Origin of the sequence: Streptomyces sp. NPDC008086, assembly GCF_042957325.1 — a bacterium.
Lineage (GTDB): Bacteria > Actinomycetota > Actinomycetes > Streptomycetales > Streptomycetaceae > Streptomyces.
Genome location: NZ_JBIBIA010000006.1, coordinates 609,554 through 631,401 on the forward strand (window position 1 = coordinate 609,554; position 21,848 = coordinate 631,401).

General features: G+C 72.6%; 21 protein-coding genes. 12 read left to right on the forward strand and 9 right to left on the reverse strand.

Going from position 1 to position 21,848, the window contains the following annotated elements:
- Nucleotide 1: 1 nt before the first annotated feature.
- Together ACFZBP_RS24135 and ACFZBP_RS24140 are read right to left on the reverse strand one after the other, a co-directional pair.
- Nucleotides 2-643: an ABC transporter permease gene (locus tag ACFZBP_RS24135; RefSeq protein ID WP_383448291.1), complete on the reverse strand. Its 642-nt coding sequence runs from the start codon at nucleotides 641-643 to the stop codon at nucleotides 2-4.
- The gene (locus ACFZBP_RS24140; RefSeq protein ID WP_391415970.1) at nucleotides 640-1,674 is read right to left on the reverse strand and encodes an ATP-binding cassette domain-containing protein; all 1,035 of its coding nucleotides are present in this window, start codon (nucleotides 1,672-1,674) and stop codon (nucleotides 640-642) included. Before ACFZBP_RS24140 ends, ACFZBP_RS24135 begins: the two co-directional genes overlap by 4 nt.
- A 141-nt stretch (nucleotides 1,675-1,815) precedes the next feature.
- Between ACFZBP_RS24140 and ACFZBP_RS24145 the strand changes: the two genes are divergently transcribed.
- The 3 genes from ACFZBP_RS24145 to ACFZBP_RS24155 all read left to right on the forward strand — a co-directional run bounded on the left by ACFZBP_RS24145 (nucleotide 1,816) and on the right by ACFZBP_RS24155 (nucleotide 4,884).
- Nucleotides 1,816-3,324: an aromatic amino acid ammonia-lyase gene (locus tag ACFZBP_RS24145; protein WP_383448300.1), complete on the forward strand. Its 1,509-nt coding sequence runs from the start codon at nucleotides 1,816-1,818 to the stop codon at nucleotides 3,322-3,324.
- Nucleotides 3,321-4,181: a MurR/RpiR family transcriptional regulator gene (locus tag ACFZBP_RS24150; RefSeq protein ID WP_383448303.1), complete on the forward strand. Its 861-nt coding sequence runs from the start codon at nucleotides 3,321-3,323 to the stop codon at nucleotides 4,179-4,181. The genes ACFZBP_RS24145 and ACFZBP_RS24150 overlap by 4 nt, the downstream gene beginning before the upstream one ends.
- Before the next feature lie 115 nt (nucleotides 4,182-4,296).
- Nucleotides 4,297-4,884: a hypothetical protein gene (locus ACFZBP_RS24155; RefSeq protein ID WP_383448306.1), complete on the forward strand. Its 588-nt coding sequence runs from the start codon at nucleotides 4,297-4,299 to the stop codon at nucleotides 4,882-4,884.
- A 24-nt stretch (nucleotides 4,885-4,908) separates the two neighbouring features.
- Here the strand turns inward: ACFZBP_RS24155 and ACFZBP_RS24160 are convergent, their stop codons facing one another.
- The 5 genes from ACFZBP_RS24160 to ACFZBP_RS24180 all read right to left on the reverse strand — a co-directional run bounded on the left by ACFZBP_RS24160 (nucleotide 4,909) and on the right by ACFZBP_RS24180 (nucleotide 8,712).
- Complete coding sequence (locus tag ACFZBP_RS24160; RefSeq protein WP_383448309.1) at nucleotides 4,909-5,283, reverse strand: hypothetical protein; 375 nt, start codon at nucleotides 5,281-5,283, stop codon at nucleotides 4,909-4,911.
- 14 nt (nucleotides 5,284-5,297) lie between these two features.
- Nucleotides 5,298-5,798, reverse strand: coding sequence for a roadblock/LC7 domain-containing protein (locus ACFZBP_RS24165; protein WP_391415973.1), 501 nt, complete (start codon nucleotides 5,796-5,798; stop codon nucleotides 5,298-5,300).
- 115 nt (nucleotides 5,799-5,913) lie between these two features.
- On the reverse strand, nucleotides 5,914-6,708 hold the full coding sequence (locus ACFZBP_RS24170; protein ID WP_391415975.1) for a transcriptional regulator: 795 nt from the start codon (nucleotides 6,706-6,708) through the stop codon (nucleotides 5,914-5,916).
- Nucleotides 6,705-7,097 (reverse strand): hypothetical protein, encoded by a 393-nt coding sequence (locus ACFZBP_RS24175; RefSeq protein WP_383448318.1) that lies wholly within the window; start codon nucleotides 7,095-7,097, stop codon nucleotides 6,705-6,707. Before ACFZBP_RS24175 ends, ACFZBP_RS24170 begins: the two co-directional genes overlap by 4 nt.
- Nucleotides 7,098-7,278: 181 nt before the next feature.
- Nucleotides 7,279-8,712 (reverse strand): diaminopimelate decarboxylase, encoded by a 1,434-nt coding sequence (locus ACFZBP_RS24180; RefSeq protein WP_391415977.1) that lies wholly within the window; start codon nucleotides 8,710-8,712, stop codon nucleotides 7,279-7,281.
- A 128-nt stretch (nucleotides 8,713-8,840) separates the two neighbouring features.
- Here ACFZBP_RS24180 and hutU point away from each other — a divergent pair, with 128 nt between their 5' ends.
- The 4 genes from hutU to hutI all read left to right on the forward strand — a co-directional run bounded on the left by hutU (nucleotide 8,841) and on the right by hutI (nucleotide 14,558).
- Nucleotides 8,841-10,505 carry a urocanate hydratase gene (gene hutU, locus ACFZBP_RS24185; protein WP_391415979.1) on the forward strand — a complete coding sequence of 555 codons (1,665 nt, stop codon included), beginning with the start codon at nucleotides 8,841-8,843 and terminating at the stop codon, nucleotides 10,503-10,505.
- A gap of 197 nt (nucleotides 10,506-10,702) precedes the next feature.
- Nucleotides 10,703-11,905 carry an allantoate amidohydrolase gene (locus tag ACFZBP_RS24190; protein WP_391416107.1) on the forward strand — a complete coding sequence of 401 codons (1,203 nt, stop codon included), beginning with the start codon at nucleotides 10,703-10,705 and terminating at the stop codon, nucleotides 11,903-11,905.
- Nucleotides 11,902-13,254 (forward strand): formimidoylglutamate deiminase, encoded by a 1,353-nt coding sequence (locus ACFZBP_RS24195; protein WP_383448327.1) that lies wholly within the window; start codon nucleotides 11,902-11,904, stop codon nucleotides 13,252-13,254. Before ACFZBP_RS24190 ends, ACFZBP_RS24195 begins: the two co-directional genes overlap by 4 nt.
- Complete coding sequence (gene hutI / locus ACFZBP_RS24200; RefSeq protein WP_391415981.1) at nucleotides 13,251-14,558, forward strand: imidazolonepropionase; 1,308 nt, start codon at nucleotides 13,251-13,253, stop codon at nucleotides 14,556-14,558. The genes ACFZBP_RS24195 and hutI overlap by 4 nt, the downstream gene beginning before the upstream one ends.
- On the opposite strand, the gene ACFZBP_RS24205 is transcribed toward hutI, so the two are convergent.
- Together ACFZBP_RS24205 and ACFZBP_RS24210 are read right to left on the reverse strand one after the other, a co-directional pair.
- A complete protein-coding gene (locus tag ACFZBP_RS24205; RefSeq protein WP_391415983.1) occupies nucleotides 14,559-16,115 on the reverse strand; it encodes a ricin-type beta-trefoil lectin domain protein in 1,557 nt (518 codons plus the stop codon). It abuts the gene before it with no gap.
- Nucleotides 16,116-16,419: 304 nt separating this feature from the next.
- Nucleotides 16,420-17,373, reverse strand: coding sequence for an RNA polymerase sigma factor SigF (locus ACFZBP_RS24210; protein ID WP_383448336.1), 954 nt, complete (start codon nucleotides 17,371-17,373; stop codon nucleotides 16,420-16,422).
- A gap of 240 nt (nucleotides 17,374-17,613) precedes the next feature.
- Here ACFZBP_RS24210 and ACFZBP_RS24215 point away from each other — a divergent pair, with 240 nt between their 5' ends.
- The 5 genes from ACFZBP_RS24215 (at nucleotide 17,614) to ACFZBP_RS24235 (ending at nucleotide 21,821) form a co-directional block, all read left to right on the forward strand.
- Complete coding sequence (locus ACFZBP_RS24215) at nucleotides 17,614-18,018, forward strand: STAS domain-containing protein (RefSeq protein ID WP_062722131.1); 405 nt, start codon at nucleotides 17,614-17,616, stop codon at nucleotides 18,016-18,018.
- A 243-nt stretch (nucleotides 18,019-18,261) separates the two neighbouring features.
- Nucleotides 18,262-18,873: an ATP-binding protein gene (locus ACFZBP_RS24220; protein ID WP_383448339.1), complete on the forward strand. Its 612-nt coding sequence runs from the start codon at nucleotides 18,262-18,264 to the stop codon at nucleotides 18,871-18,873.
- Nucleotides 18,874-19,077: 204 nt separating this feature from the next.
- Entirely contained in the window at nucleotides 19,078-19,764 is a 687-nt protein-coding gene (locus ACFZBP_RS24225) for an LPXTG cell wall anchor domain-containing protein (RefSeq protein ID WP_383448342.1), read from the forward strand.
- A gap of 84 nt (nucleotides 19,765-19,848) precedes the next feature.
- Nucleotides 19,849-20,700 carry a hypothetical protein gene (locus ACFZBP_RS24230; protein ID WP_391415987.1) on the forward strand — a complete coding sequence of 284 codons (852 nt, stop codon included), beginning with the start codon at nucleotides 19,849-19,851 and terminating at the stop codon, nucleotides 20,698-20,700.
- Nucleotides 20,697-21,821, forward strand: a complete 1,125-nt coding sequence (locus ACFZBP_RS24235) for a hypothetical protein (protein WP_391415989.1) — start codon at nucleotides 20,697-20,699, stop codon at nucleotides 21,819-21,821. Before ACFZBP_RS24230 ends, ACFZBP_RS24235 begins: the two co-directional genes overlap by 4 nt.
- The last annotated feature ends 27 nt before the right edge of the window (nucleotides 21,822-21,848 follow it).

Genomic DNA, 21,848 nt, shown 5'->3' on the forward strand with positions numbered 1-21,848 from the left:
GTCAGGCTCGCCGCCTCCGCCACGGGGTCAGGACGTACTGGAGGGCGACCAGCGCCGCGTCCGCGACCACGGCCAGGAGCAGCGTGAGGACCACTCCGACGATCACCGGGGTCGGGAAGTTGCGCTGGAAGCCGTCGGTGAAGAGCTGGCCGAGGCCGCCGTCGCCGATGTAGGTCGCGACCGAGACCAGGGAGATGGACATGACGGTCGCGATCCGGACGCCGGCCATGATCACGGGCAGCGCGAGCGGGAACTCGACGGTCAGGAGTGTGCGCAGGGGGCGCGTGCCCATCGCCTTCGCGGCCTCCTTCACCCTCACCGGGACCGAGTCCAGGCCCTCGACGGTGTTCCGGAGCAGGACCACCAGCGTGTAGACCGTCAGGCCGATCACCGTGGTGGTGCGGGTGAGGCCGGACACCGGGAGCAGGAGTACGAAGATCGCGATCGACGGGATCGTGAACAGGACGTTGGAAAGGCCCAGCAGGAAGCCGCGCAGGGGGCGGATCCGGTGGGCGATCACCGCGAGGGGCAGGGAGATCAGGACGCCGAGGAGGACGGCGGTGAGCGCGGCCTGGAGGTGGGAGAGGGTGAGGGTGGTGAGGTCGTCGGTGTGGTCGCCTATCCACGACCAGTCGATGGTCATGCGGTCACCCTTGCTTCCGTGTGCGCCTGGCCCGCGTGCTGGTGGATGTCGTCGCGGGAGGTGACGCCGGTGAGGACGCCGGCCGCGTCGACGCGGGCGATCAGGCCGGTGGGGGAGGCGATGGACTCGTTCAGCGCCGCGAGGAGCGAGTCGTCGTCCTTGAGGGGGCGTACGGGGATCTCGGCGTCCTTCGACGCCCAGTTCACGGGCCTGTTCGCCTCGTCCAGGACCAGGCTCCAGTCGCCGCCCTCCGGTGCCGGACCCTGCGGCACGTCCGCGAGGGTGCGCAGGCTCAGCAGCTTCAGGCCCCGCTCGGCGCCGAGGAAGTCGGCCACGAAGTCGTCGGCGGGGCGGGCGAGGAGTTCGGCGGGCGGGGCGCACTGGACCAGGTGGCCGCCGGTGCGGAAGATCGCGATCTGGTCGCCGAGCCGTACGGCCTCGTCGACGTCGTGCGTGACGAAGACGATGGTCTTGCTCAACTCCTTCTGCAGGCGCAGGAGTTCGTCCTGGAGCTGGGTGCGCACCACGGGGTCGACCGCGCCGAACGGCTCGTCCATCAGCAGCACCGGCGGGTCGGCGGCGAGTGCGCGGGCCACGCCGACGCGCTGCTGCTGGCCGCCGGAGAGCTGGTGCGGGTAACGCTTGCCGGTGTCGGCGCTCAGGCCGACGGTCTCCAGGAGTTCCGCCGCCCGGGCACGCGCCCTGCGGCGGCTCCAGCCGAGCAGCAGCGGGACGGTGGCGATGTTGTCGAGCACCGTGCGGTGCGGGAACAGGCCCGCCTGCTGGATGACGTACCCGATGGAGCGGCGCAGCTCGGCGGCGTCCTGGCGGGTGACGTCCTTGCCGCCGACCCGGATGGTGCCGGAGGTCGGTTCGACCATCCGGTTGATCATCCGCAGGGTGGTCGTCTTGCCACAACCGGAGGATCCGACCAGGACGGTCACGCCGCCCTCCGGCATGTCCAGGGAGAGATCGTGGACTGCTGTCGTGCCGTTGGGGAAGCGCTTGTGGACCGCGTCGAACTGGATCATGAGATGTCCCTTGCCCGGCTGTATAACGTCATGCAGAGTTCTTGGTAGCTGAATAGGTTGTCAACGGGTTGGTGTAAATCCGAAGTAACGGATGACCGAAGGGCAAGATCGAATGTCCGGGTTGAGGGGAGTCTGGGCTTGATGTCGTCTCGGATCGTGGACACAGCGGGATCCGTCCACACCGGCCTCGTCGTCCTCGACGGGATCGGACTCGGCGTCGAGGACGTCGCCCGCCTCGCCGACGGGAGCGCCCGGCCGGTTCCCGCGACCGACGCGATGAAGCGCGCCGAGGAGTCCTGGGACGCCGCCCGCCTCATCGCCGCGACCGGCCGCGTCTACGGCCGCTCCACCGGCGTGGGCGCGAACCGGAACGAGGACGTGCCCACCGACGCCGCCGCCGAGCACGGCCTGCGCCTGCTGCGCAGCCACGCCGGCGCCATCGGCGAGGAACTGCCCGCCCGGCAGGTACGGGCCATGCTCGCCGTACGCGCCAACCAGCTGCTCGCCGGAGGCGCCGGCCTGCGCCCCACCGTCATCACCGCGCTGTGCGAGGCCCTGGAGAGCGGCGCCCACCCGGTCGTCAACGAGTTCGGCTCGGTCGGCACCGGCGACCTCGCGGCGCTCGCCCAGACCGGCCTCGCGCTGGCCGGCGAGCACCCCTGGCGCGGCTCCGGGGCGCCCGAGCCCCAGCCGCTCGACAACAACGACGCCCTCGCGTTCATCAGCAGCAACGCCCTCACCCTCGGCCAGGCCGCCCTCGCCCTGCACGAACTGCGTGGACTCGTCGCCGCCACCCAGGTCGTCGCCGCCCTGTCCCTGCTCGCCGTCGACGGCTCCCACGAGGCGTACGCCGCCCCCGTGCACACCGCCCGGCCGCACCGGGGCAGCTCCGAAGTCGCCCGCCGGATGCGGGCGTTGATCGGCGCCGAGGACCGACCGACCCCGCCGCTCGGCCGGATCCAGGACCCGTACGGCTTCCGCTGCCTGCCTCAGATCCACGGCCCCGCGCACGACGCCGCCGACGCCCTGGAGGAGGTGCTCGCGGTCGAGATCAACGCCGCCGCCGAGAACCCCCTCATCTCCCCCGAGGACATGGCCGCCTACCACCACGGCGGCTTCTACCAGGCCCAACTCGCCCTCGCCCTGGACCACTTCAGGCTGGCCCTCACCCAGGTGGCCCGGCTCTCGACGTCCCGCCTGTCCACCCTCAACGAGCCCGCCTACACCCGCCTCAAGCCCTTCCTCGCCGATCCCGAACCCGCCTCGTCCGGCGTGATGATCCTGGAGTACGCCGCCGCCGCTGCCCTCGGCGACCTGCGCGCCTTCTCAGCCCCCGCCTCGCTCGGGCACGCTGTACTCTCCCGGGGCGTGGAGGAGCAGGCCAGCTTCGCCTCGCTCGCCGCACGGCAGACACTGCGCGCGTGCGGCGCGTACCGTCTCGTCGTCGGCTGCGAACTCGTCGCCGCCGTACGGGCGTTGCGCCTGCGCGACCTGCGGCCCGACCCGGAGCTGCCGGTGGGCCGGGCGCTGGCGCTGGCCGAGTCGGTGCTCGACGACGACCTGGCCGACCGGCCGCTCACCGATGATGTGACGGCGGCGGCAGCACTGCTGGACCGGTTCACGGACATCTGGAGGGGGAGCGCGGCATGAGCGCGGACAGGAACACGAGCGGGGCGGACAGTCCCGCCGCGCGACTTCAGGCGCTCTTCGAAGGGCACCGGCTCACCCCGACCCAGCGGCGCATCGCGCACAGCATGGTGCGCCGGGCCGCCGACGTGCCGTTCCTGTCCAGCGTCGAGCTGGCCGAGCTCGCCGGGGTCAGCCAGCCCTCCGTGACCCGCTTCGCCGTCGCCCTCGGCTTCGACGGCTACCCGGCGCTGCGCAGGCACCTGCGCGAGGTCGCGCCCGTGGAGCAGGCGGCCGACGCCGGCTCGTACAACGAGTACCAGCAGGCCGTCGAGGCCGAGATCGAGAACCTCCGGCACCTGGCGGAGGTTCTCGCCGACCCGCGCCCGGTGCAGAAGGCGGGGCGGGTGCTCTCTGCCTCGCGTCCGCTGCCGGTGCTGGGCCTGCGGGCGGCCGCCTCCCAGGCGTACGGCTTCTCCTACTTCGCCGCCAAGGTCCACCCGGACGTCCGGCTGCTCCACGAGGGCGGCACGATGATCCACGACCGGATCGACGCCGCCGTCCGGGCCGGCGCCACGGCCCTGCTCTGCTTCGCGCTGCCCCGGCATCCGCGCGAGGTCGTGGACACCCTCGCCTACGCCAAGGAGGCCGGGCTGACGGTGGTGACCGTGGCCGACTCCGCGTTCGCGCCGGTCGCCAAGGTCTCCGACCTGCTGCTGCCCGCCGCCGTCGGCACCGGCCTCGCCTTCGACACGGCCTGCGCGCCGATGCTGCTGGGCCGGGTCCTGCTGGAGGCGATGTGCGACGACCTGCCGGACGCGCAGGCGCGGCTGGAGGAGTTCGACGCGCGGGCGGCGGCGCGGGGGTTGTTCGTCGAGTGAGCCGGTGAGGGCGGCAGGGTGCAGGGCGGCAGGGTGACTTCTTAAGGCTCGTCTCACGTTCGGTGGCTAGCGTGCGCGCACAGCATCTGGACAGACGTGAGACGGGAGGCCGGACGTGGCACACGGAGGAGGACAGGGGCTGGCCCGGGTGGCCGTCGTCGTACGGGCCGGGGCGGCGCCCCTGTGGTGGCTCGGGGTGTTCGCGGCGGGTATCGGGGTGTTGACGCCGGGGATGACGGGACGCCGGATCGGGGTGCTGGCCGGGGCGGCGCTGTTCGTCGTGGCGACGGCCGTCGTCGCGTACGTACGCCGCGGGCGCTACACCGAGCTGAGCCGCTCGGCCGCCCGCGCCGGCAGGCACGACGTCCTCCAGGACCGTGCCGTGGCCGTCCGCAACTGGCGCCGGGGCCACCGCTGGTGGCTGCTGCTCGCCTTCCTCGCCGCGCTGGGCAGCGCGTTCGCCGTGCCCGCCGCGGGCGGGATGCTGCTGGCGGGGTGCGGCACGGGGCTGCGGCTCAAGGCGGCGTGGCTCGGCCGGCGGGAGCGGGACGGGAACGCCCTGCTGTGGGTGCGGGTCGACTGGCTCGACGGGCGGGGCGGCCGGCCCGCGGGCAAGGCGGTCAAGGCCTACCGCGGTACGGGCATCGCCGCGGGCGACGCGGCCCCGGGCGGGAGCCGCCGCCGCACCGCGGCGCCGGTGTAGCCCGGCCTCCGTGGCCGGGGCGGCTCAGACCTCCAGCTCCTCCTCGATCTTCTTCAGCTGGTGCCGGGCCATCGCCAGGTTGGCCCGCTTGGCGTCGAGCACGAGGTACAGGAAGAGGCCGTTGCCGCCGCGCCCCGTGATCAGCCGGATCAGGTGGTACTGGTCGGAGAGGGTGATCAGGATGTCCTCGATGCCGCCCTTGAGTCCGAGGTGCTCCATCGTGCGCATCTTGGCGCGGACGACGTCGGTGTTGCCGGCTGCGGCGACATTCAGGTCGAAGGTCTTGCTGCCGCCCAGCGTGCCCAGCGCCATCCCGCTGGTGTAGTCGACGAGCGCGGCCCCCGTCGCGCCCTCGATCGAGGCGAGGCATTCCTTCAGGGTGGTCTCGGTGTTGGCCATGACGTGTGTTCCTCTCAACTCTCGGCAGTGGTACGCGCGTCGGCGGTGGTGGTGCGTGCGGCACGCGCGGTCTTCGTGCGGGTGGGCATGGGTCTGGCGGGCTCCTTGGCGGGGCTCTTGGCAGGGCTGCGGCGCACCGGGGCCGCCTTCGCGTCGACGAGCTCCCCGATGCGGGCCCCGGCGCGGCGGCCCTCCAGGTGCAGCCGGCCGACGTTGACGCCGTCCGTGGCCAGCAGCGTCAGCACGGCCGTTCGGCCCGCCGCGTACGTCGCCACATAGCCGTCCGCCCCGCGTACGAGCAGTTCGCGGAAGTCGCCCCGGCCGGTGGCGTCCGCCACCCGCACCGCGACGCCGAGCGCGGCGGCGGTCAGGGCGGCCAGGCCGTCCGGTTCGACGCCGGGGGTGTCGTGGGCGAGGACGAGGCCGTCCACGCCGGCCGCGAGCGCTCCGGTCAGCTGGGGCACGCGGGCTCTGAGCCGACGGAACTCGTCGAGTATCGGGGCCTCGGCCGCCATCAGGTTTCTCCTCTCGGCACGGGACCGCTGCGGCGGGCGAGGCACCCCGGCCGGCTCGCGGTCCTCGACGGGATCGCGCGCCTCCAGGGGCCTGCGGTCCTCGAACGGTTTAAGGTCAAAGGGCCTCCAGCGCATCCCTGACCCTCTTCAGCAGCGCGACATAGGGGTCGGCGGCGACGACGTCGGGCGGTGGGTCCGGGGCGGGCGGCGGCTGCGGGGCGACCAGCCCCGCCGCGGCCAGCCGCCTTATGTGCACCAGCGTGTGGAACGCCGGTCTGCCCAGCTCCCGCGCGATGTCCACGGCCCTGCGCACGCCGTCCACCCGTTCCAGTACGGCGGCCTGCCGGGTCGGCACCGCGGGGGCCGCGACCGGGTCGGCGCGGACCAGGGGCGCACCGTCCGTCGCCGGGTCCGGCCAGATGCGCCGCAGCAGGGCGCGGCGGCGCAGCATCTCGCGCTCCAGCGCGGCCACCGGCACCGGATGCACCGAGGCGAGCCAGTGCGCGGGGCCGTAGCGGAAGCGACCCGGCGTGCTGCTGGGCGCCAGCGCGAAGTACGCGGCGTCGAACAGCGCGCCGACCTGCGCCAGCTCCAGCGCGCCCGGCCTTACCCCGTACCGAGCCAGCCGCTCCTCGTCCGCGCTGTCCTCGGCGTCCCGCCAGGCCTCGGCGGCGAGGGTGCCGTGGGCGGTGAGCAGCTCGGCGAGACCGGGGGCGAGCGGGCTCTCGGCGTGCACCACCCGGCCCTCGGCGAGATGGAGCGTGCCGTGCTCGCGGTCCAGGACACCGGTGGCCCGCTCCTCGGCCAGCCGGGTCAGCATCGGCGAGACACCGACTCCGGCCCGCTGGTGCGCCGTCGCCCGGTCCCGGACCGGCAGCCGGGGCGGCGGGGTGGTTCCGACCACGGTCATCCCAGCACCAGCCGTTCGGCCATCTCGCCGAGCCGGATGCGGGCCAGCGCCAGATTGCCGTCCGCGCGGGCCAGCCACAGGTACAGGAACACGCTGCTGTCGAAGGACGTCGGCACGAACCGCAGCACGTGGTAGCTGTCCCGGTTGCTGAGGATCAGGTCCTCGACGGGCGGATCCGCGGCGTCGGTGCCGTCGCCGGGGCCGAACGCCTGCTGCTCGGCGGCCAGTCGGGCCAGCTCCGCCGCCTCGGCCGCCGCCGTCTCGTGATCACCGCCCGGAGGGTCGCCCACCGTGCCCAGGGCCAGCCCGCTCGTCCAGTCGACCAGCGCGGCGCCCCGCGCACCGGGCAACCGCATCGTCTCCAGCAAGCACTCGTCGATTCCGGGCACCGTCGCTCCCCTCCCACCTCGGGGTCCGGCTGAGTGACGGCCAAACTACGCAACGTGTGTGCGGCGAGTGAGCGTTCGGGCATTTTCCAGTGGAACATGCGCCGAGTGACTAGGGTGGGTCGACTGCCCCTGTTTCACGTGACTTGATCGCGTATGGACCACGGCTCCGGATCGGCCTGCGTCAACGGTGCGTCGGTGTGGTCAGGGTGGTGAGCGAGGCCGTGTGCGCCCCTCCGGATTCGGCCACGATCTCGTCGAGCGACTGCGCCTCCCGGACCGTCGCGAAGGCCATGCCCCCGGCCCCGTCCGGCGCGAAGCCGTAGATGCCGGGCCGGGCCAGGGAGTTGTACGCGTAGTGGTGCGCGAAGTAGTACGCCCCCGTGTCCAGCGCCGCCACGTGGTCCCCCTGCTCCAGCAGCGGCAGCGCCGCCCCCTCGGCCAGCAGGTCGCCCGAGAAGCAGGCCGGCCCCGCCACGTCCTGCACCACCGCGGGGCCCTCCTTCGGGCGCCCCTTGCCGTCGTAGGCGCCGATCCGCAGCGGCCAGCTCCCCGGCGCGTACACCGTCCGCGTGGCGACCTGCACCCCCGCGTGCGTGACCGCCACCGGACGCCCGCCGGCGCTCTTGGCGTACTCGACCCGCGCCACCACCGTCCCGTGTTTCGCGAGCAGCGAGCGACCGAACTCCGTGACCAGCCCGTACCGCCCGTCGAACAGCCCCGGCACCGCCTCGCTCAGCAGCCGCGCGTACTGCGCGTACGTCGGGCTGGTGGCGTCCGACGCGAAGTTCACCGGCAGCCCGCCGCCGATGTCGAGCGTGTCGATCTGCCGCCGTCCGATCCGCCGGTTGATCTCCTCGGCGAGCTCGTAGGCCGCCGCGACCCCCTGCGCCATCAGCGACAGCGGGATGCCCTGCGAGCCGGTGTGCGCATGCAGCCGGGTCAGCCACGGGCGGTCCTGGTACGCCCGTACGGCCCACTCCCGGGCCCCCTCGTCGCGCAGCGCCACCCCGAACTTCGAGGTCGCCGTGGCCGTGGACGTCGCCTCGATGGAACCCCCGCCGACCTGCGGATTCACCCGGATCCCGAGCGGCGAGCGGCTCGCGGTCATGGGGGTATCTCCCACGCCTTTCGGGCTGTGGGGGAGCACGAGGGCGTCGATGCGGTCCAGCTCCTGCGGGTTGTCCGCGTTGACGGCGATGCCCAGAGCCAGCGCCTCCCGCAGCTCGGCCGGCGTCTTGGCGGGCGAGTCCAGCACTGTCATCGCCGGAGGCAGCCCCGCCGCCCGCGCCAACGCCAGCTCACCCGGGCTCGCCACCTCCGCGCCGACGCCCTCCTCGCGCAGCAGCCGCAGCACCGGCACCAGCGGGGTCGCCTTCACCGCGAAGGCGTGCAGCACCGGCGTGCCCGGCGCCACGACCGCGTCGAACGCCGCCCGCAGCGCCGCCGCCGACTCCCGGATACCGGTGACGTCCAGCAGTCCGACGATGGGGGCGCCGGGGGCCAGCAGCCCCTGCTCCACCGCAGCCCGCACGGCGTCGTCCCGTCGGGCCACCCGCTCGGCGTCGTCCGCTCCGGTGTCCATGGCATCCCCCGTCATGTCGTCGTACGAGCCCATGCATCCAGCCAAACATCCAGGACGCGCGCGTGCTGGCCCGCGAACATATTGACTAGTTCTATTCAGCAGTTCAGGATGTGAATATCCACCTCAACAGTTCGCAGTCACAGTCCGCTGGGAGGCAGACCATGTCAGGACCCCGCCCCGTCCGAGCACCGCACGGTACGGAACTGAGTGCCCTGGGATGGCAGCAGGAAGCCGCCCTGCGGATGCTCCAGAACAACCTCGACCCCGAGGTCGCCGAGCACCCCGACAAGCTCGTCGTCTACGGCGGCACCGGCAAGGCCGCCCGCGACTGGCGCTCCTTCGACGCGATGGTGCGCACGCTGAAGGGGCTGAAGCAGGACGAGACGATGCTCGTCCAGTCCGGCCGCCCGGTCGGCGTCATGCAGACCCACGAGTGGGCCCCGCGCGTCCTCATCGCCAACTCCAACCTCGTCGGCGACTGGGCCAACTGGGAGGAGTTCCGCCGCCTGGAGGCCCTCGGCCTCACCATGTACGGCCAGATGACCGCCGGCTCCTGGATCTACATCGGCACCCAGGGCATCCTCCAGGGCACCTACGAGACCTTCGCCGCCGTCGCCGCGAAGAAGTTCGGCGGCACCCTCGCCGGGACGATCACCCTCACCGCCGGACTCGGCGGCATGGGCGGCGCCCAGCCGCTCGCCGTCACCATGAACGACGGCGTCGCGATCTGCATCGACTGCGACCCGCGCGCCATCGAGCGCCGCATCGAGCATCGGTACCTGGACGTCAAGGCCGACAACCTCGCCCACGCGCTCCAGCTCGCCACCGAGGCCCGTGACGCCCGCCGCCCGCTCTCCATCGGCCTGCTGGGCAACGCCGCCGAGCTGCTCCCGCGGATGCTCGCCGAGGGCGCCCCGATCGACATCGTGACCGACCAGACCTCCGCCCACGACCCGCTGGCCTACCTCCCCGTCGGCCTCGCCTTCGAGGACATGGCCGACGCCGCCGCGAAGGACCCGGCCGGGTTCACCACTCGCGCCCGCGAGTCCATGGCCAGGCACGTCGAGGCCATGGTCGGCTTCATGGATGCCGGCGCCGAGGTCTTCGACTACGGCAACTCGATCCGCGGCGAGGCCCAACTCGCCGGATACGAGCGGGCGTTCGCCTTCCCCGGCTTCGTCCCCGCCTACATCCGCCCCCTGTTCTGCGAGGGCAAGGGCCCCTTCCGCTGGGCCGCCCTGTCCGGCGACCCCGCCGACATCGCCAAGACCGACAAGGCGATCCTCGACCTCTTCCCGGAGAACGAGTCGCTCGCCCGCTGGATCAAGATGGCCGGCGAGCGGGTCCACTTCCAGGGCCTGCCCGCGCGCATCTGCTGGCTCGGGTACGGGGAGCGGGACAAGGCGGGCGAGCGGTTCAACGACATGGTGGCGAGCGGTGAGCTGGCGGCGCCGCTGGCGATCGGGCGCGACCACCTCGACTGCGGTTCCGTCGCCTCGCCCTACCGGGAGACCGAGGCCATGCTCGACGGCTCCGACGCCATCGCCGACTGGCCGCTGCTGAACGCCATGGTGAACGTGGCCTCCGGCGCCTCCTGGGTCTCCCTCCACCACGGCGGCGGCGTCGGCATGGGGCGGTCCATCCACGCCGGACAGGTGACCGTGGCCGACGGCACGAAGCTCGGCGGCGAGAAGATCCGCCGAGTGCTGACCAACGACCCCGGGATGGGCGTCATCCGGCACGTCGACGCGGGCTACGACATCGCGGACTCCGTCGCCGACGAGCGGGGCGTGCGGGTTCCTATGCGCGAGGGTGACGACGCGTGACCCTTCCGGGAGATGAGCGGGGCGGCAACCGCCCGATGGGGGCCGAGGCCTCGGCGCCGGGCGCGGGTCCGGCTGTGCCCACCCGTTCCGCCCTGCGGAACGACTGTCCGCAGCCTGGATCGGCCGACGGGGCACAGCCTGAGCCGACCGGCGTGGCGCGGCCCGCGTCGGTGCGGGGCGGGAACTCCTTCCACGAGATGTGGCGCGAGCTGCTTCCCATCGGCAGGCACCCCCACTCCCACGGCTACCGGCGGTTCGCCTGGACCGGGACCGATCTCGAATGCCGGGCCTGGTTCAAGGAGCAGGCCGAGGCGCGTGGGCTCGCCTACGAGGTCGACCGGAACGGGAATCAGTGGGCCTGGCTCGGGGACCCTGCCGCCGGGGACGCCGTGGTCACCGGGTCGCACCTGGACTCCGTGCCGGACGGAGGAGCCTTCGACGGGCCCCTGGGCGTCGTGTCGTCCTTCGCCGCGCTCGACGAACTGCTCGGCAGGGGCGTCCACTTCGCCAAGCCGCTCGCCATCGTCAACTTCGGCGACGAGGAGGGAGCGCGGTTCGGGCTCGCCTGCGTGGGGTCGCGGCTCACCGCGGGGCAGCTCACCGTCGAGGGCGCGCACAAGCTGACCGACGGGGACGGGGTGAGCCTGCCCCGGGCCATGGAGGCAGCGGGCTACGACCCCGAGGCCATCGGCGCCGACCCCGAACGGCTCGGCCGGATCGGCGCGTTCGTCGAGCTGCATGTCGAGCAGGGCCGGGCGCTGGACCTGTCCGGGGACCGGGTCGGGATCGCCAGCGCCATCTGGCCGCACGGACGGTGGCGGTTCGACTTCCGGGGCGAGGCCAACCACGCCGGCACCACCCGCCTCGTGGACCGGCGCGACCCCATGCTGTCGTACGCCGAGACCGTGCTCGCCGCCCGCCGCGAGGCCGAACTCGCCGGTGCCGTCGCCACCTTCGGCAAGATCTCCGTCGAGCCCAACGGCGTCAACGCCATCCCATCCCTGGTGCGCGGCTGGCTCGACTCCCGTGCAGAGGACCAGGCGAGCCTCGACCGCGTGGTCGACGGCATCGAGCGGGCGGCCCGGGAGTACGCGGCGGCCCACGGCATCGACCTCGAGGTCGTCCGCGAGTCCTTCACGCCGGTCGTCGAGTTCGACCACGCCCTGCGCGACGAACTGGGCCGCATCCTCGGCAAGCACACCGACATCACCGTGCCCGTCCTGGGTACGGGTGCCGGACACGACGCCGGAATCCTGTCCGGGACCATCCCGACCGCCATGCTGTTCGTACGCAACCCCACGGGCGTCTCGCACTCCCCGGCCGAGTTCGCCGCCGAGGACGACTGCGTGGCCGGAGTGACCGCCCTCGCCGACGTACTGGAAGGACTGGCCTGCACGTGACGCCCACCCAGCGGACCCGTACGTACTGGCTGGAGCACGCCTGGCTCGACACCCACGTCGAGCCGGGCGTCGCCCTCGACGTCCAGGACGGTCGGATCACCGCCGTCCGGACCGACGTGGCGACCCCGCCGCCCGGCGCCGAGGTCCTGCGCGGTCTGACCCTCCCGGGTCTGTCCAACGCCCACTCGCACGCCTTCCACCGCGCCCTGCGCTCCACCGTCCAGGTCGGCTCCGGCACCTTCTGGACCTGGCGCGAGGTCATGTACGCCACCGCCGACCGGCTGACCCCGGACAGCTACCGCGCGCTCGCCCGCGCGGTGTACGCGGAGATGGCGCTGGCCGGCATCACGAGCGTCGGCGAGTTCCACTACGTGCACCACGCCCCCGGCGGCACCCCGTACGCCGACCCCAACGCCATGGGCGAGGCCCTCGTCGAGGCCGCCGCCGACGCCGGCATCCGGATCACCCTCCTCGACACCGCCTACCTCTCCTCCGGCTTCGGGCAGGCGCCCAACAACCACCAGCTCCGCTTCTCCGACGGAACGGCCGAGGCCTGGGCCGAACGCTGTTCAGTTCTCAAGGACCGGGATCACGCACGGATCGGGGCGGCGATCCACTCCGTACGGGCCGTGCCCGCCGACCAGTTGGCGACCGTGGCGCGGTGGGCCGAGGAGCGGCGGGCCCCGCTCCATGTGCACCTGTCCGAGCAGACCGCCGAGAACGACGCCTGCCAGGAGGCCCACGGCCGCACACCCACCCGGCTGCTCGCCGACCACGGAGTCCTCGGGCCGCGCACCACCGGCGTCCACAACACCCACCTCACCGACGAGGACATCGCCCTCATCGGTGGCAGCGGCACCGGCACCTGCATGTGCCCGACCACCGAACGGGACCTCGCCGACGGCATCGGACCCGCCGTCGCCCTCCAGCAGGCCGGCTCCCCGCTCTCCCTCGGCTCCGACAGCCACGCCGTGATCGACCTGCTCGAAGAGGCCCGTGCGATGGAGCTGAACGAGCGCCTTCGCACCCGCAGGCGGGGTCACTGGACGGCGGCGGCCCTCCTGCGGGCGGCCTCGGCCGACGGCCACGCGGCGCTCGGCTGGGACGGCGCGGGCACCCTGGAGACGGGCTCGCTCGCCGACTTCACCACCATCGCGCTGGACTCGGTCAGGACGGCAGGGCCGCTTCCGCGGCTCGGGGCCGAGACGGCCGTATTCGCCGCGTCGGCAGCAGACGTGTCGCATACGGTCGTGGCAGGTCGGCACGTCGTGCGGGACGGGGTCCACGCCCTCGTACCGGATGTGCCGAAAGCCCTCGCGGACGCCGTCGAAGCCCTGCGCGGCCGATGACCGCGAGCCTCCCGCCCGCGCGGCCCGCGCCCGTATCCCTCTCCGCCCCCGAACCCGACCCCACCGCAGACCAGGCCACCAAGGACGCCATGAGCAACGCGACGACCGTCAGCCCCGCCCACTCAGCGAGCACCGCAAGCACGCTCATCACGAACATCGCCAGCCTGGTCACCAACAACCCCTCCCTCGGTGACGGTTCCCCCCTCGGACTGATCCAGGACGCGGCCGTCGTCATCGAGGGCGACCGCGTCGTGTGGACCGGTGATCAAAGCAAAGCACCCGCCACTGACAATCGGGTCGACGCGGGCGGCCGGGCGGTCGTCCCCGGCTTCGTCGACTCCCACTCGCACCTCGTCTTCGCGGGCGACCGGACGCAGGAGTTCAACGCCCGTATGTCCGGGCGTCAGTACAGCGCCGGCGGCATCCGCACGACCGTCGCCGCGACCCGCGCCGCGAGCGACCGGGAACTGGAGGCCAACCTCACCCGTTACCTCCACGAGGCCCTCCGCCAGGGCACGACCACGTTCGAGACCAAGTCCGGCTACGGCCTCACCGTCGAGGACGAGGCCCGCGCCCTGCGCATCGCCGCCGCCCACACCGACGAGGTCACCTACCTCGGCGCCCACATCGTGTCCCCGGACTTCGCCGAGGACCCGGCGGCGTACGTCGCCCTCGTCACCGGCGAGATGCTCGACGCCTGCGCCCCGTACGCCCGTTGGATCGACGTCTTCTGCGAGAAGGGCGCCTTCGACGGCGACCAGGCCCGTGCGATCCTGACGGCGGGCAAGGCGAAGGGCCTGCACCCCCGTATCCACGCCAACCAGCTCTCCTACGGCCCCGGCGTCCAGCTCGCCGTCGAACTCGACGCCGCCTCCGCCGACCACTGCACCCACCTGACGGACGCCGACGTGGACGCGCTCGCGCACAGCGACACCGTCGCCACGCTGCTCCCCGGCGCCGAGTTCTCCACCCGCGCCGAGTGGCCGGACGCCCGCCGCCTCCTCGACGCGGGCGCCACCGTCGCCCTCTCCACCGACTGCAACCCGGGCTCGTCCTTCACGTCCTCCGTGCCCTTCTGCATCGCGCTCGCGGTACGGGACATGGGGATGACCCCGGACGAGGCGCTCTGGTCGGCCACGGCGGGCGGCGCGGCGGCCCTGCGTCGCGACGACATCGGCCGCCTCACCCCGGGCGCCCGCGCCGACCTGCTCCTCCTCGACGCGCCGAGCCATGTGCACCTGGCCTACCGACCGGGCGTACCGCTGGTCAGCGAGGTGTGGCGACGGGGACTGCGGGCGGTCTGATCAGGCGTCGCCGGCCCGCCACCGCTGGTCCTCCCGCCCCGCCTCCCGTACCAGGTACGGCCGGCCGTACCCGGCATCGGTCAGCGCGTGGTCGAGGGCGATGCCAGGTCGGATCACCCCGTGGGAGTCCACCGTGAACCTCAGGTTCCGGCCGTTGTACCCGTACACCGCGCCGCACTCCCAGATGCCGAGCCCCAGGTCCACCGAACCCCGGCTGTCCAGGCAGTAGTCGGGGTAGTCGTACGACTGCAACAGGCCGAGTTCGGCGTCGACGCGCCAGCGTTGGTCGGGCGCGGACGTGCAGGGGGCGGTGATGACGTCCGCCCCGTTCCACGGTGGGCCGTCGATGTCCAGGCACCGGCCCGAAGCGACGTTCACGACCTGGGCGAAGGAGCCGTTCGGCGGGTGGACGGAGGGGGACGGCGGCTTGGGACGAGCGGCCTTCGTGGGGGCCTCGCTCTTGGTCGGGGACGGCGACTTGGACGTTTTCGACGGCGATGGCGAGGGGGATGACGTGGAGGGTGTCGCCGACACCGTGGTCGTCACCGTCACGGCCACCGGCGGCACGCTCACGGCGGTCCTGACCGCCGCCACCGGATCCTGTGCCGGAGGCGGAGCGCCCTGCGACGCCAGGAACATCGCCAGCGGCAGCATCGCCACGCCGACTGCCGCGGAGACCAGTACGATCCGGCCACGGTCCCACGCCAGGCCGGCCAGTGGCCAACTCCGTTCCGTCGCGGGGCGAGCGGACACCGGCTCGCCCGCGCTCGCCGCGTACCCCGTACCGCCCCACGGCAGCAGTCCCTCCGCGAGCGCCCGCGGCGGTGCGTCCCGCAGCGCCGACAACTCCTCGTACGCCGTCGTGCAGTGCGGACAGTGCGCCATGTGGGTGTGCAGATCGGCGCTCTCGCGCGGACTGTCCGGCCGTACCGACTCCTCGATGAGGCGCCCGAAATCGGGACAGTCCGGGTCGTCGGAGTCGTTGAGGCGGGCGCGCAGGCAGGCCCGGGCCAGGCGCTGGAGAGCCGGCTCGACGCCGTAGGTCACGTCCTCGCGGCTGAGGCCGAGCAGACCGGCCGTCCGCTCCACCGGCTCCCGTTCCACGATTCCGTACCAGATCAGGCCCTGCTCGCGGGCCGTAAGGGACTGGAAGGCGGTGAGCATCGGCGGGACGGGACCGGAGGGGCCGGCCGTGTTCAGGATGAGCAGCAGGCCCGCGTCGAGGCCCGCGGCCCGCTCGTCCGTGGCCCACGTTCCGGCCAACCGGGCGGTGAACAGCAGGAGTCGGTGCCGCCAGGGCAGACCCGGGTCGGCGCCGCGGGCCGTCTGACGGGCCGCCAGCGTGAACGCCTGGGCCGCCAACTGCCGTGCCATGGACTCGTTCGGGGTGCACAGCCTGGCGTAGGCGAGGACGGAGGCATGATGGCGGGCGCGTAGTTCGCGCAGCGCCGGGTATGCGGTGGCGGTGTCGGTGCGCAGCAGTTCGGTGAGCCGCGCGTCGGACGCGTCGGCGTGCATCCCGGGGTCACGGTCCCTGCCGTCGTCGGCCCGAGCCATCCGCCTGCCTCCTCGCAGCCTCGCCGCCCGCGCGGAGTGAGTTTCTACCGGCGGGTATGACGGCTCATAGTGAAGGAAGGGGAGCCTGCGGAAAAGGGTTTCTGTGGGTAACACATGAGCCTGGTGTGAACCGCCGAGACGGCTTGCCCGTTATCCGCCTGAACGCGCTGCCCGGCGTCCGTCCGGACGCCTTGCCAGCGCTTCGCACAAACGTGCTGTGCCCGGTATCCGGCCGACGGATTCGGCGGGGTACCGGGCACAGCGGCGGGTCGGCGGGAGGGGGGCGTGCCTCCGCCGCAAGGCATCACTCCTCGACCGTCAGCCCCTTGCGGAGCCGGATCAACGTCCGTGACAGCAGGCGGGACACATGCATCTGCGAGATGCCGAGTTCCTCGCCGATCTCCGACTGGGTCATGCCCGCGACGAATCTCAGGGAGAGGATCTTCCGGTCCCGGGGCGGGAGTTCGGCGATCAGCGGCTTCAAGGACTCCACGTACTCGATGCCTTCGATGCCGTGGTCCTCGTAGCCGATCCGGTCGGCCAGCGCGCCCTCGGCGTCGTCCTCCTCGGGCTGGGCGTCCAGCGACGAGGCGGTGTACGCGTTCGACGCCGCCATGCCCTCGACGACCTCGTCGTTGCTCAGACCGAGGCGCTCCGCCAGTTCCGCCACCGTCGGGGCGCGGTCCAGCTTCTGGGCCAGCTCGTCACCGGCCTTGGCCAGGTCGAGCCGGAGCTCCTGGAGTCGGCGCGGCACCCGCACCGACCACGACGTGTCGCGGAAGAAGCGCTTGATCTCGCCGATGATGGTTGGCATCGCGAAGGTGGGGAACTCGACTCCGCGGCTGAGTTCGAAGCGGTCGATCGCCTTGATCAGGCCGATGGTGCCGACCTGGATGATGTCCTCCATCGGCTCGCTGCGCGAGCGGAAGCGGGAGGCGGCGAACTTGACCAGCGCGAGGTTGAGTTCGACGAGCGTGTTGCGGACGTACGAGTATTCGTGGGTCCCTTCCTCCAGCGACTCCAGCCGCTCGAAGAGGGTCTTGGAAAGGGCCCGCGCGTCCACCGGCCCCACCTCGTCGTACGGGGGGATGTCCGGAAGCCCGGCGAGCGCGTCGTCCTGGTCGAACTCCTGACCGAAGCCGGGTTCGGGGCGTACGTCGCTGTTCAGCTCGATGGGATCCAGATGTTCCGGTTGGGATGCCGACGTCGCGCTCTGGGTATGCGATGCGTCGAGCCGGGGTGACATGATGTCCTCCATCGTTCTCGGCATATGGCTGCCGAAGCCTGTGCGTGCACTGCGGTGTGCGGCGCCTCCAAAGCCGGCCGAGTTCGGTTACGTGTCTCTACTAGCCCTACCCGCTTTCGTGAGCCCACCGCAAGTGCGCTCTGGTCCGAAATGTCCGATTCTGGGTGGATGTTCGGGTGTTGGAGGGCGTAGGGAAGGCGTAGTGTTCGACAGCGTCAGTCAGCAGCCACGACGTCGGGAGTGAGACACGGCATGGACCGCGGGACGGTCGGCAGCGCACAGTCTGGCCGACTTCTGGTCGAGGTGCGGGAAGAGGGCTCCAGTGCCGTCGTGACCCCGGCGGGTGAGTTGGATCACCACACCGCCGATCTGTTGCGTGAGCCACTCGAGGACTGCCTGGAGAAGGGCTTCAGTCGGCTGGTCGTCGACTGCTCGCGGCTAGAGTTCTGTGACTCCACGGGGCTGAACGTGCTGCTCGGGGCGCGACTGAAGGCGGAGGCCGCCGGTGGCGGCGTGCATCTCGCGGGGATGTTGCCCGTGGTGGCGCGCGTGTTCGAGATCACGGGGGCCGAGGCGGTCTTCACCGTCCACGACTCGCTCGACGCCGCTCTGGCCGCCGAGACCGGCAGGGCCGACGAGGCCGACGGGGCGGGTTGACCCCGCACGTCCGGCCCTGCAGCAGAGGTCACATCATTCGTGCCGAATACGGGGGTGTTCCCTCGGTCTGCTCGGGCAGGAGACATCCTGAAACCTGTCGGCTGTGATGTCGGCCACCGGGAGTGGGGGGCGTGTGTGACCGGCGTATCAGACAAGGACCTTGTGTACTGGCGTACTGACTCTGCGTACTGACTTCTGAATCGTGTGAACGTTGAACTGGTGAATCGGTGAGGTGAAGCGCTGATGAGCACCACCCGGCCTTTCTCGCCGGGCGACCGCGGCCCTGAGCCCAGCGGCGCTTCCGGGGTGCCCGAGGGGGACGTGCCCGCCGCGGAGGGCTCCGACGCGGGCGCTCCGGCGGCCGAGGCGTCCGACGGGGGCGCCGTGCCGTCCCTGCGGCCCGAGCCGTCCACGGCGCCCGAGGCGGCGGCGCAGGCGGCAGCGGGGCGTCAGGTCCGCCGGCTGGACTTCGGTGACCAGAGCGGGGTCGTGCCGCTCGCCCGCGACTTCGCCCGCCAGGCGCTGTACGCGTGGGGCTGGCTGCCCGCCGCCACCGCCGACCAGCGGGCCGCGGCCGAGGACGTGCTGCTCGTCGTCTCCGAGCTGGTCACCAACGCCTGTCTGCACGCCGAGGGCCCCGAGCAGCTGTGGATCGCCTGCGACAACAAGGTGATCCGGGTCGAGGTCGCCGACAAGGGCACAGGTCAGCCGGCACCCCGCACCCCGCACCGCGCGGGCCGCCCCGGCGGCCACGGCATGTTCATCGTCCAGCGGCTCTGCCTGGACTGGGGCGTCATGCGGACGCCGGGAGTGGCGGGCAAGACCGTGTGGGCGGAGCTGGGAGCACCGGCGTGATCGTTTCGGCCGTACTGCTCCGCCGAGATCCATACGGCAGGCTCTGAGCCCGGCCCCGGGTTACCAGCGGTCACCCCCTCCACCCGAACCCCTCCACGCGCACGCCGGATCGTCACAACTCCGGCGTGCGCCGTGTCTTCCTTCCTCAAGGCCCCGGGCGTACCTTGACGGCCGATCTGATGTGCCGTCAGGAATGAGGGGACCGTGTCGAAGCAGAAGCGAACCGCCGCGCTCGCGACCGCCGCGGCCCTGGCCGGATCGGCGGTGCTGATGGCCGCCCCCGCGGCCATGGCCGAGGTCGTCGACGTCAACTACGCCTGCAAGACGCCGATCGGCGACAAGAGCGCCGTCTCGCCCATCGACATCAAGGGCGTCAAGAGCGGCAGCGGCTACAAGATCACCATGTCGTGGCAGAAGGGCGTCTCGTCCAGCCCCGTCGAACTGGGCAAGGGCGCGATGAACCCGAGCGCCACCATCAAGCTGGGCGGCGCCGACAGCGGCACCCTGAACGTCACCGGCCCCGCCAACCAGGAGGCCATTCCCGCCAACACCCCCATCAAGATCAACGACTTGACGGGCACCTACACCCCGAAGAAGACCGGCAAGGTCACCTTCACGGCGGGCGTGCTCACCATCAAGGCGCTCGGCACGACGACCACGTGCACGCCCACCAACGGCCCCGGACCGTCGCTGACCCTCGACGTCACGGCGGCGGGCGGCGGCGGATCCGACAGCGGGAGCCAGGGCGGCTCCGGCTCCGGCGCCGAGCTCCCGCAGACCGGACCCGAGGACTCCGCGCTCGCCCTCGGCACCCTCGGCGGCACGGTCCTGCTCGCGGGCGCGGCGGGCGCGCTGTGGCTGACGCGCAGGAGCCAGACGGCACGCCGCTGACCGTTTCGTGGGATCCCGCCCCGCCGCCCGACCACCGCCCCTCAACGAGGCGCTTGGCGCCGCACCTCCTTGATGGAGCCGCCGATGTCGTCAGCCGTCCGTGTCCTGGCCCTGTCCCTTCTCCTGCTGCCGACGGCCGCCCCCACGGCGACCGCCGCCGAGGGCTGGTCCGTCGCGCCCTCCGGCGGTGGCCGCCCGTCCTTTTACGCCGAGGGCGCGCCCGGGACGGTCCTGGAGGACACGGTGTCCGTCACGAACCGGGGCGCCGCGCCGGTCACCGTACGGCTCCACGGCACCGGCGTCCCCGTCGCCTTCGCCGACAGCCGGGTACGCGTCCCTGCCCGCACCCGCGCCGAGATCCCCTTCACGGTGACCGTCGGGGCTGGTGCGGCCCCCGGCGACCGCTCCGGCGAGATCGTCGCCCGGGACTCCGGCGGCCGGACGCGGAGCAGCGCCCTGCGGCTGCGCGTCACGGGCCCCGAACTGTCCGCGCTGACCGTCGAACAGGTGGCGGTGCACGCGGAGGGCATCACATACGTGCTGGTCAACAGGGGTACGACCGCGCTGGTCCCGAGTCTCGCGGTCCGCGCCGACGGTGTCCTCGGCCGCCTCCTCGACCGCGCCCCGCGCCCCCTCCCCGTCGAACTGCCCCCGAGCAGCCGTACGAAGCTCACCGAGCCGTGGCCCGACCGGCCCGCGCTCGACGCGGTCGACATACGGCTGACGGTGACGGCGGCGGGCGGCGCCGGCGACACGGCGCAGGTGTCGGCGCGGTTCGTGCCGTGGGGTGCCGTGGCGGGGACCGCGGGGGCGCTCGCGACGGCGGGCGCCCTGTTCGCCGTACGCCGTCGAAGGCGCCGCGCACGCCATGGCGGCGAGGCGGTCGAAGTCGAACAGCCCGTGCAGCAGTCGGAGTTGACGGGAGCGGGGACGTGACGGGCAGGGTGCGGATTCCGGCGCTGGTGACGGTACTGGCGCTGCTGTTGCTGCCGATGGCGGCCCCGAGCACGGCGGCGGCCGCCGATCCGCCCAGCGTGAAGCTGTCCAAGTCCCAGGCGGGCACGGGCGGTTCGGTCACGGTGACCGGCAGCGGCTGGCGGGCGCGGGCCCTGCTGATGATCCTGATCTGCGGCCGGTCCGTGCCGTCGTCCGGCGTGACCGGTGGCACCAACTCCTGTGCCAACGCGGACGGCAGGGCCGTGACGACCGACGCCGAGGGCCGGTTCAGCCGGAAGCTGCCCGTGGCCGAGCCGCCCGTGCCGTGCCCGTGCGTGGTGCACGTGGCGACGGTGACCGGGGCGAAGGCCGAGGCCGACGCGATCTTCCAGGTGGCCGGGCACGCGGTCGAGCCGCTGCCCCCCGAGCCGGCCGGCGGGCGCGTGTCGGTCCTCACGGACACCCGGCTGGACGGCTCCAGCGGCCTGCTCACCTGGTTCGGCGCCCCACCGGCGCGCACGCTGGTGTTCACGGTCGGCAACGTCGGCACCTCGCCGGTGCGGAACCCGGTCTTCCAGGTCGGCACCTCGCACGGCGTGTTCGCGCCGCAGTGGGAGGAACAGCAGTGGCGCGGCACGATCCAGCCGGGCGGGAAGGCACGGATCGAACTGCCGGTGGAGCTCGCCGCCGGGGCGCACGGCGACTACACGGTCTCGCTCAAGTACGGCGGCAAGGTGATGGCCGAGCAGCCCTGGGGCGTGGGCCGGCCCTGGGGCGTGACGCTGTTCTGGATCCTGGTCTGTCTGGTCGTACCGGCGGCCGTGTTCCGCGTCGGCATGGCGGTCGTGGACCGCGTACGCCCCCGGCAGACCACCCGGCGCCGCCGGCTCCGCCTCCCCGGACCGGCCCTGCGCATCCCGGGGTTGAAGCCCCGTGCGGAGGCGAGACACGCCCTCGCCTCCCCGCCCTCGACCCTGCCGTGGTTCACCCCGGACAACGACCCGGGCACGACCGGCAGGCTCTCCGCACCGCATGACGACGGCACGGCCGATCGGCTCTCCGCACCGTACGACGACAGTTCGACGAGTCCTACGACCCCCACCAGGAAGGCACCCCCGTGAGCGAGCCAAGGAGAGTCACACCGGTAC

Coding starts and splice junctions, on each gene's coding strand:
- ACFZBP_RS24135 (WP_383448291.1), bottom strand. CDS start 643: ATGACCATCGACTGGTCGTGGATAGGCGACCACACCGACGACCTCACC.
- ACFZBP_RS24140 (WP_391415970.1), bottom strand. CDS start 1,674: ATGATCCAGTTCGACGCGGTCCACAAGCGCTTCCCCAACGGCACGACA.
- ACFZBP_RS24145 (WP_383448300.1), top strand. CDS start 1,816: ATGTCGTCTCGGATCGTGGACACAGCGGGATCCGTCCACACCGGCCTC.
- ACFZBP_RS24150 (WP_383448303.1), top strand. CDS start 3,321: ATGAGCGCGGACAGGAACACGAGCGGGGCGGACAGTCCCGCCGCGCGA.
- ACFZBP_RS24160 (WP_383448309.1), bottom strand. CDS start 5,283: ATGGCCAACACCGAGACCACCCTGAAGGAATGCCTCGCCTCGATCGAG.
- ACFZBP_RS24165 (WP_391415973.1), bottom strand. CDS start 5,798: ATGGCGGCCGAGGCCCCGATACTCGACGAGTTCCGTCGGCTCAGAGCC.
- ACFZBP_RS24170 (WP_391415975.1), bottom strand. CDS start 6,708: ATGACCGTGGTCGGAACCACCCCGCCGCCCCGGCTGCCGGTCCGGGAC.
- ACFZBP_RS24180 (WP_391415977.1), bottom strand. CDS start 8,712: ATGGGCTCGTACGACGACATGACGGGGGATGCCATGGACACCGGAGCG.
- hutU (WP_391415979.1), top strand. CDS start 8,841: ATGTCAGGACCCCGCCCCGTCCGAGCACCGCACGGTACGGAACTGAGT.
- ACFZBP_RS24190 (WP_391416107.1), top strand. CDS start 10,703: ATGTGGCGCGAGCTGCTTCCCATCGGCAGGCACCCCCACTCCCACGGC.
- hutI (WP_391415981.1), top strand. CDS start 13,251: ATGACCGCGAGCCTCCCGCCCGCGCGGCCCGCGCCCGTATCCCTCTCC.
- ACFZBP_RS24205 (WP_391415983.1), bottom strand. CDS start 16,115: ATGGCTCGGGCCGACGACGGCAGGGACCGTGACCCCGGGATGCACGCC.
- ACFZBP_RS24210 (WP_383448336.1), bottom strand. CDS start 17,373: ATGGAGGACATCATGTCACCCCGGCTCGACGCATCGCATACCCAGAGC.
- ACFZBP_RS24215 (WP_062722131.1), top strand. CDS start 17,614: ATGGACCGCGGGACGGTCGGCAGCGCACAGTCTGGCCGACTTCTGGTC.
- ACFZBP_RS24220 (WP_383448339.1), top strand. CDS start 18,262: ATGAGCACCACCCGGCCTTTCTCGCCGGGCGACCGCGGCCCTGAGCCC.
- ACFZBP_RS24230 (WP_391415987.1), top strand. CDS start 19,849: ATGTCGTCAGCCGTCCGTGTCCTGGCCCTGTCCCTTCTCCTGCTGCCG.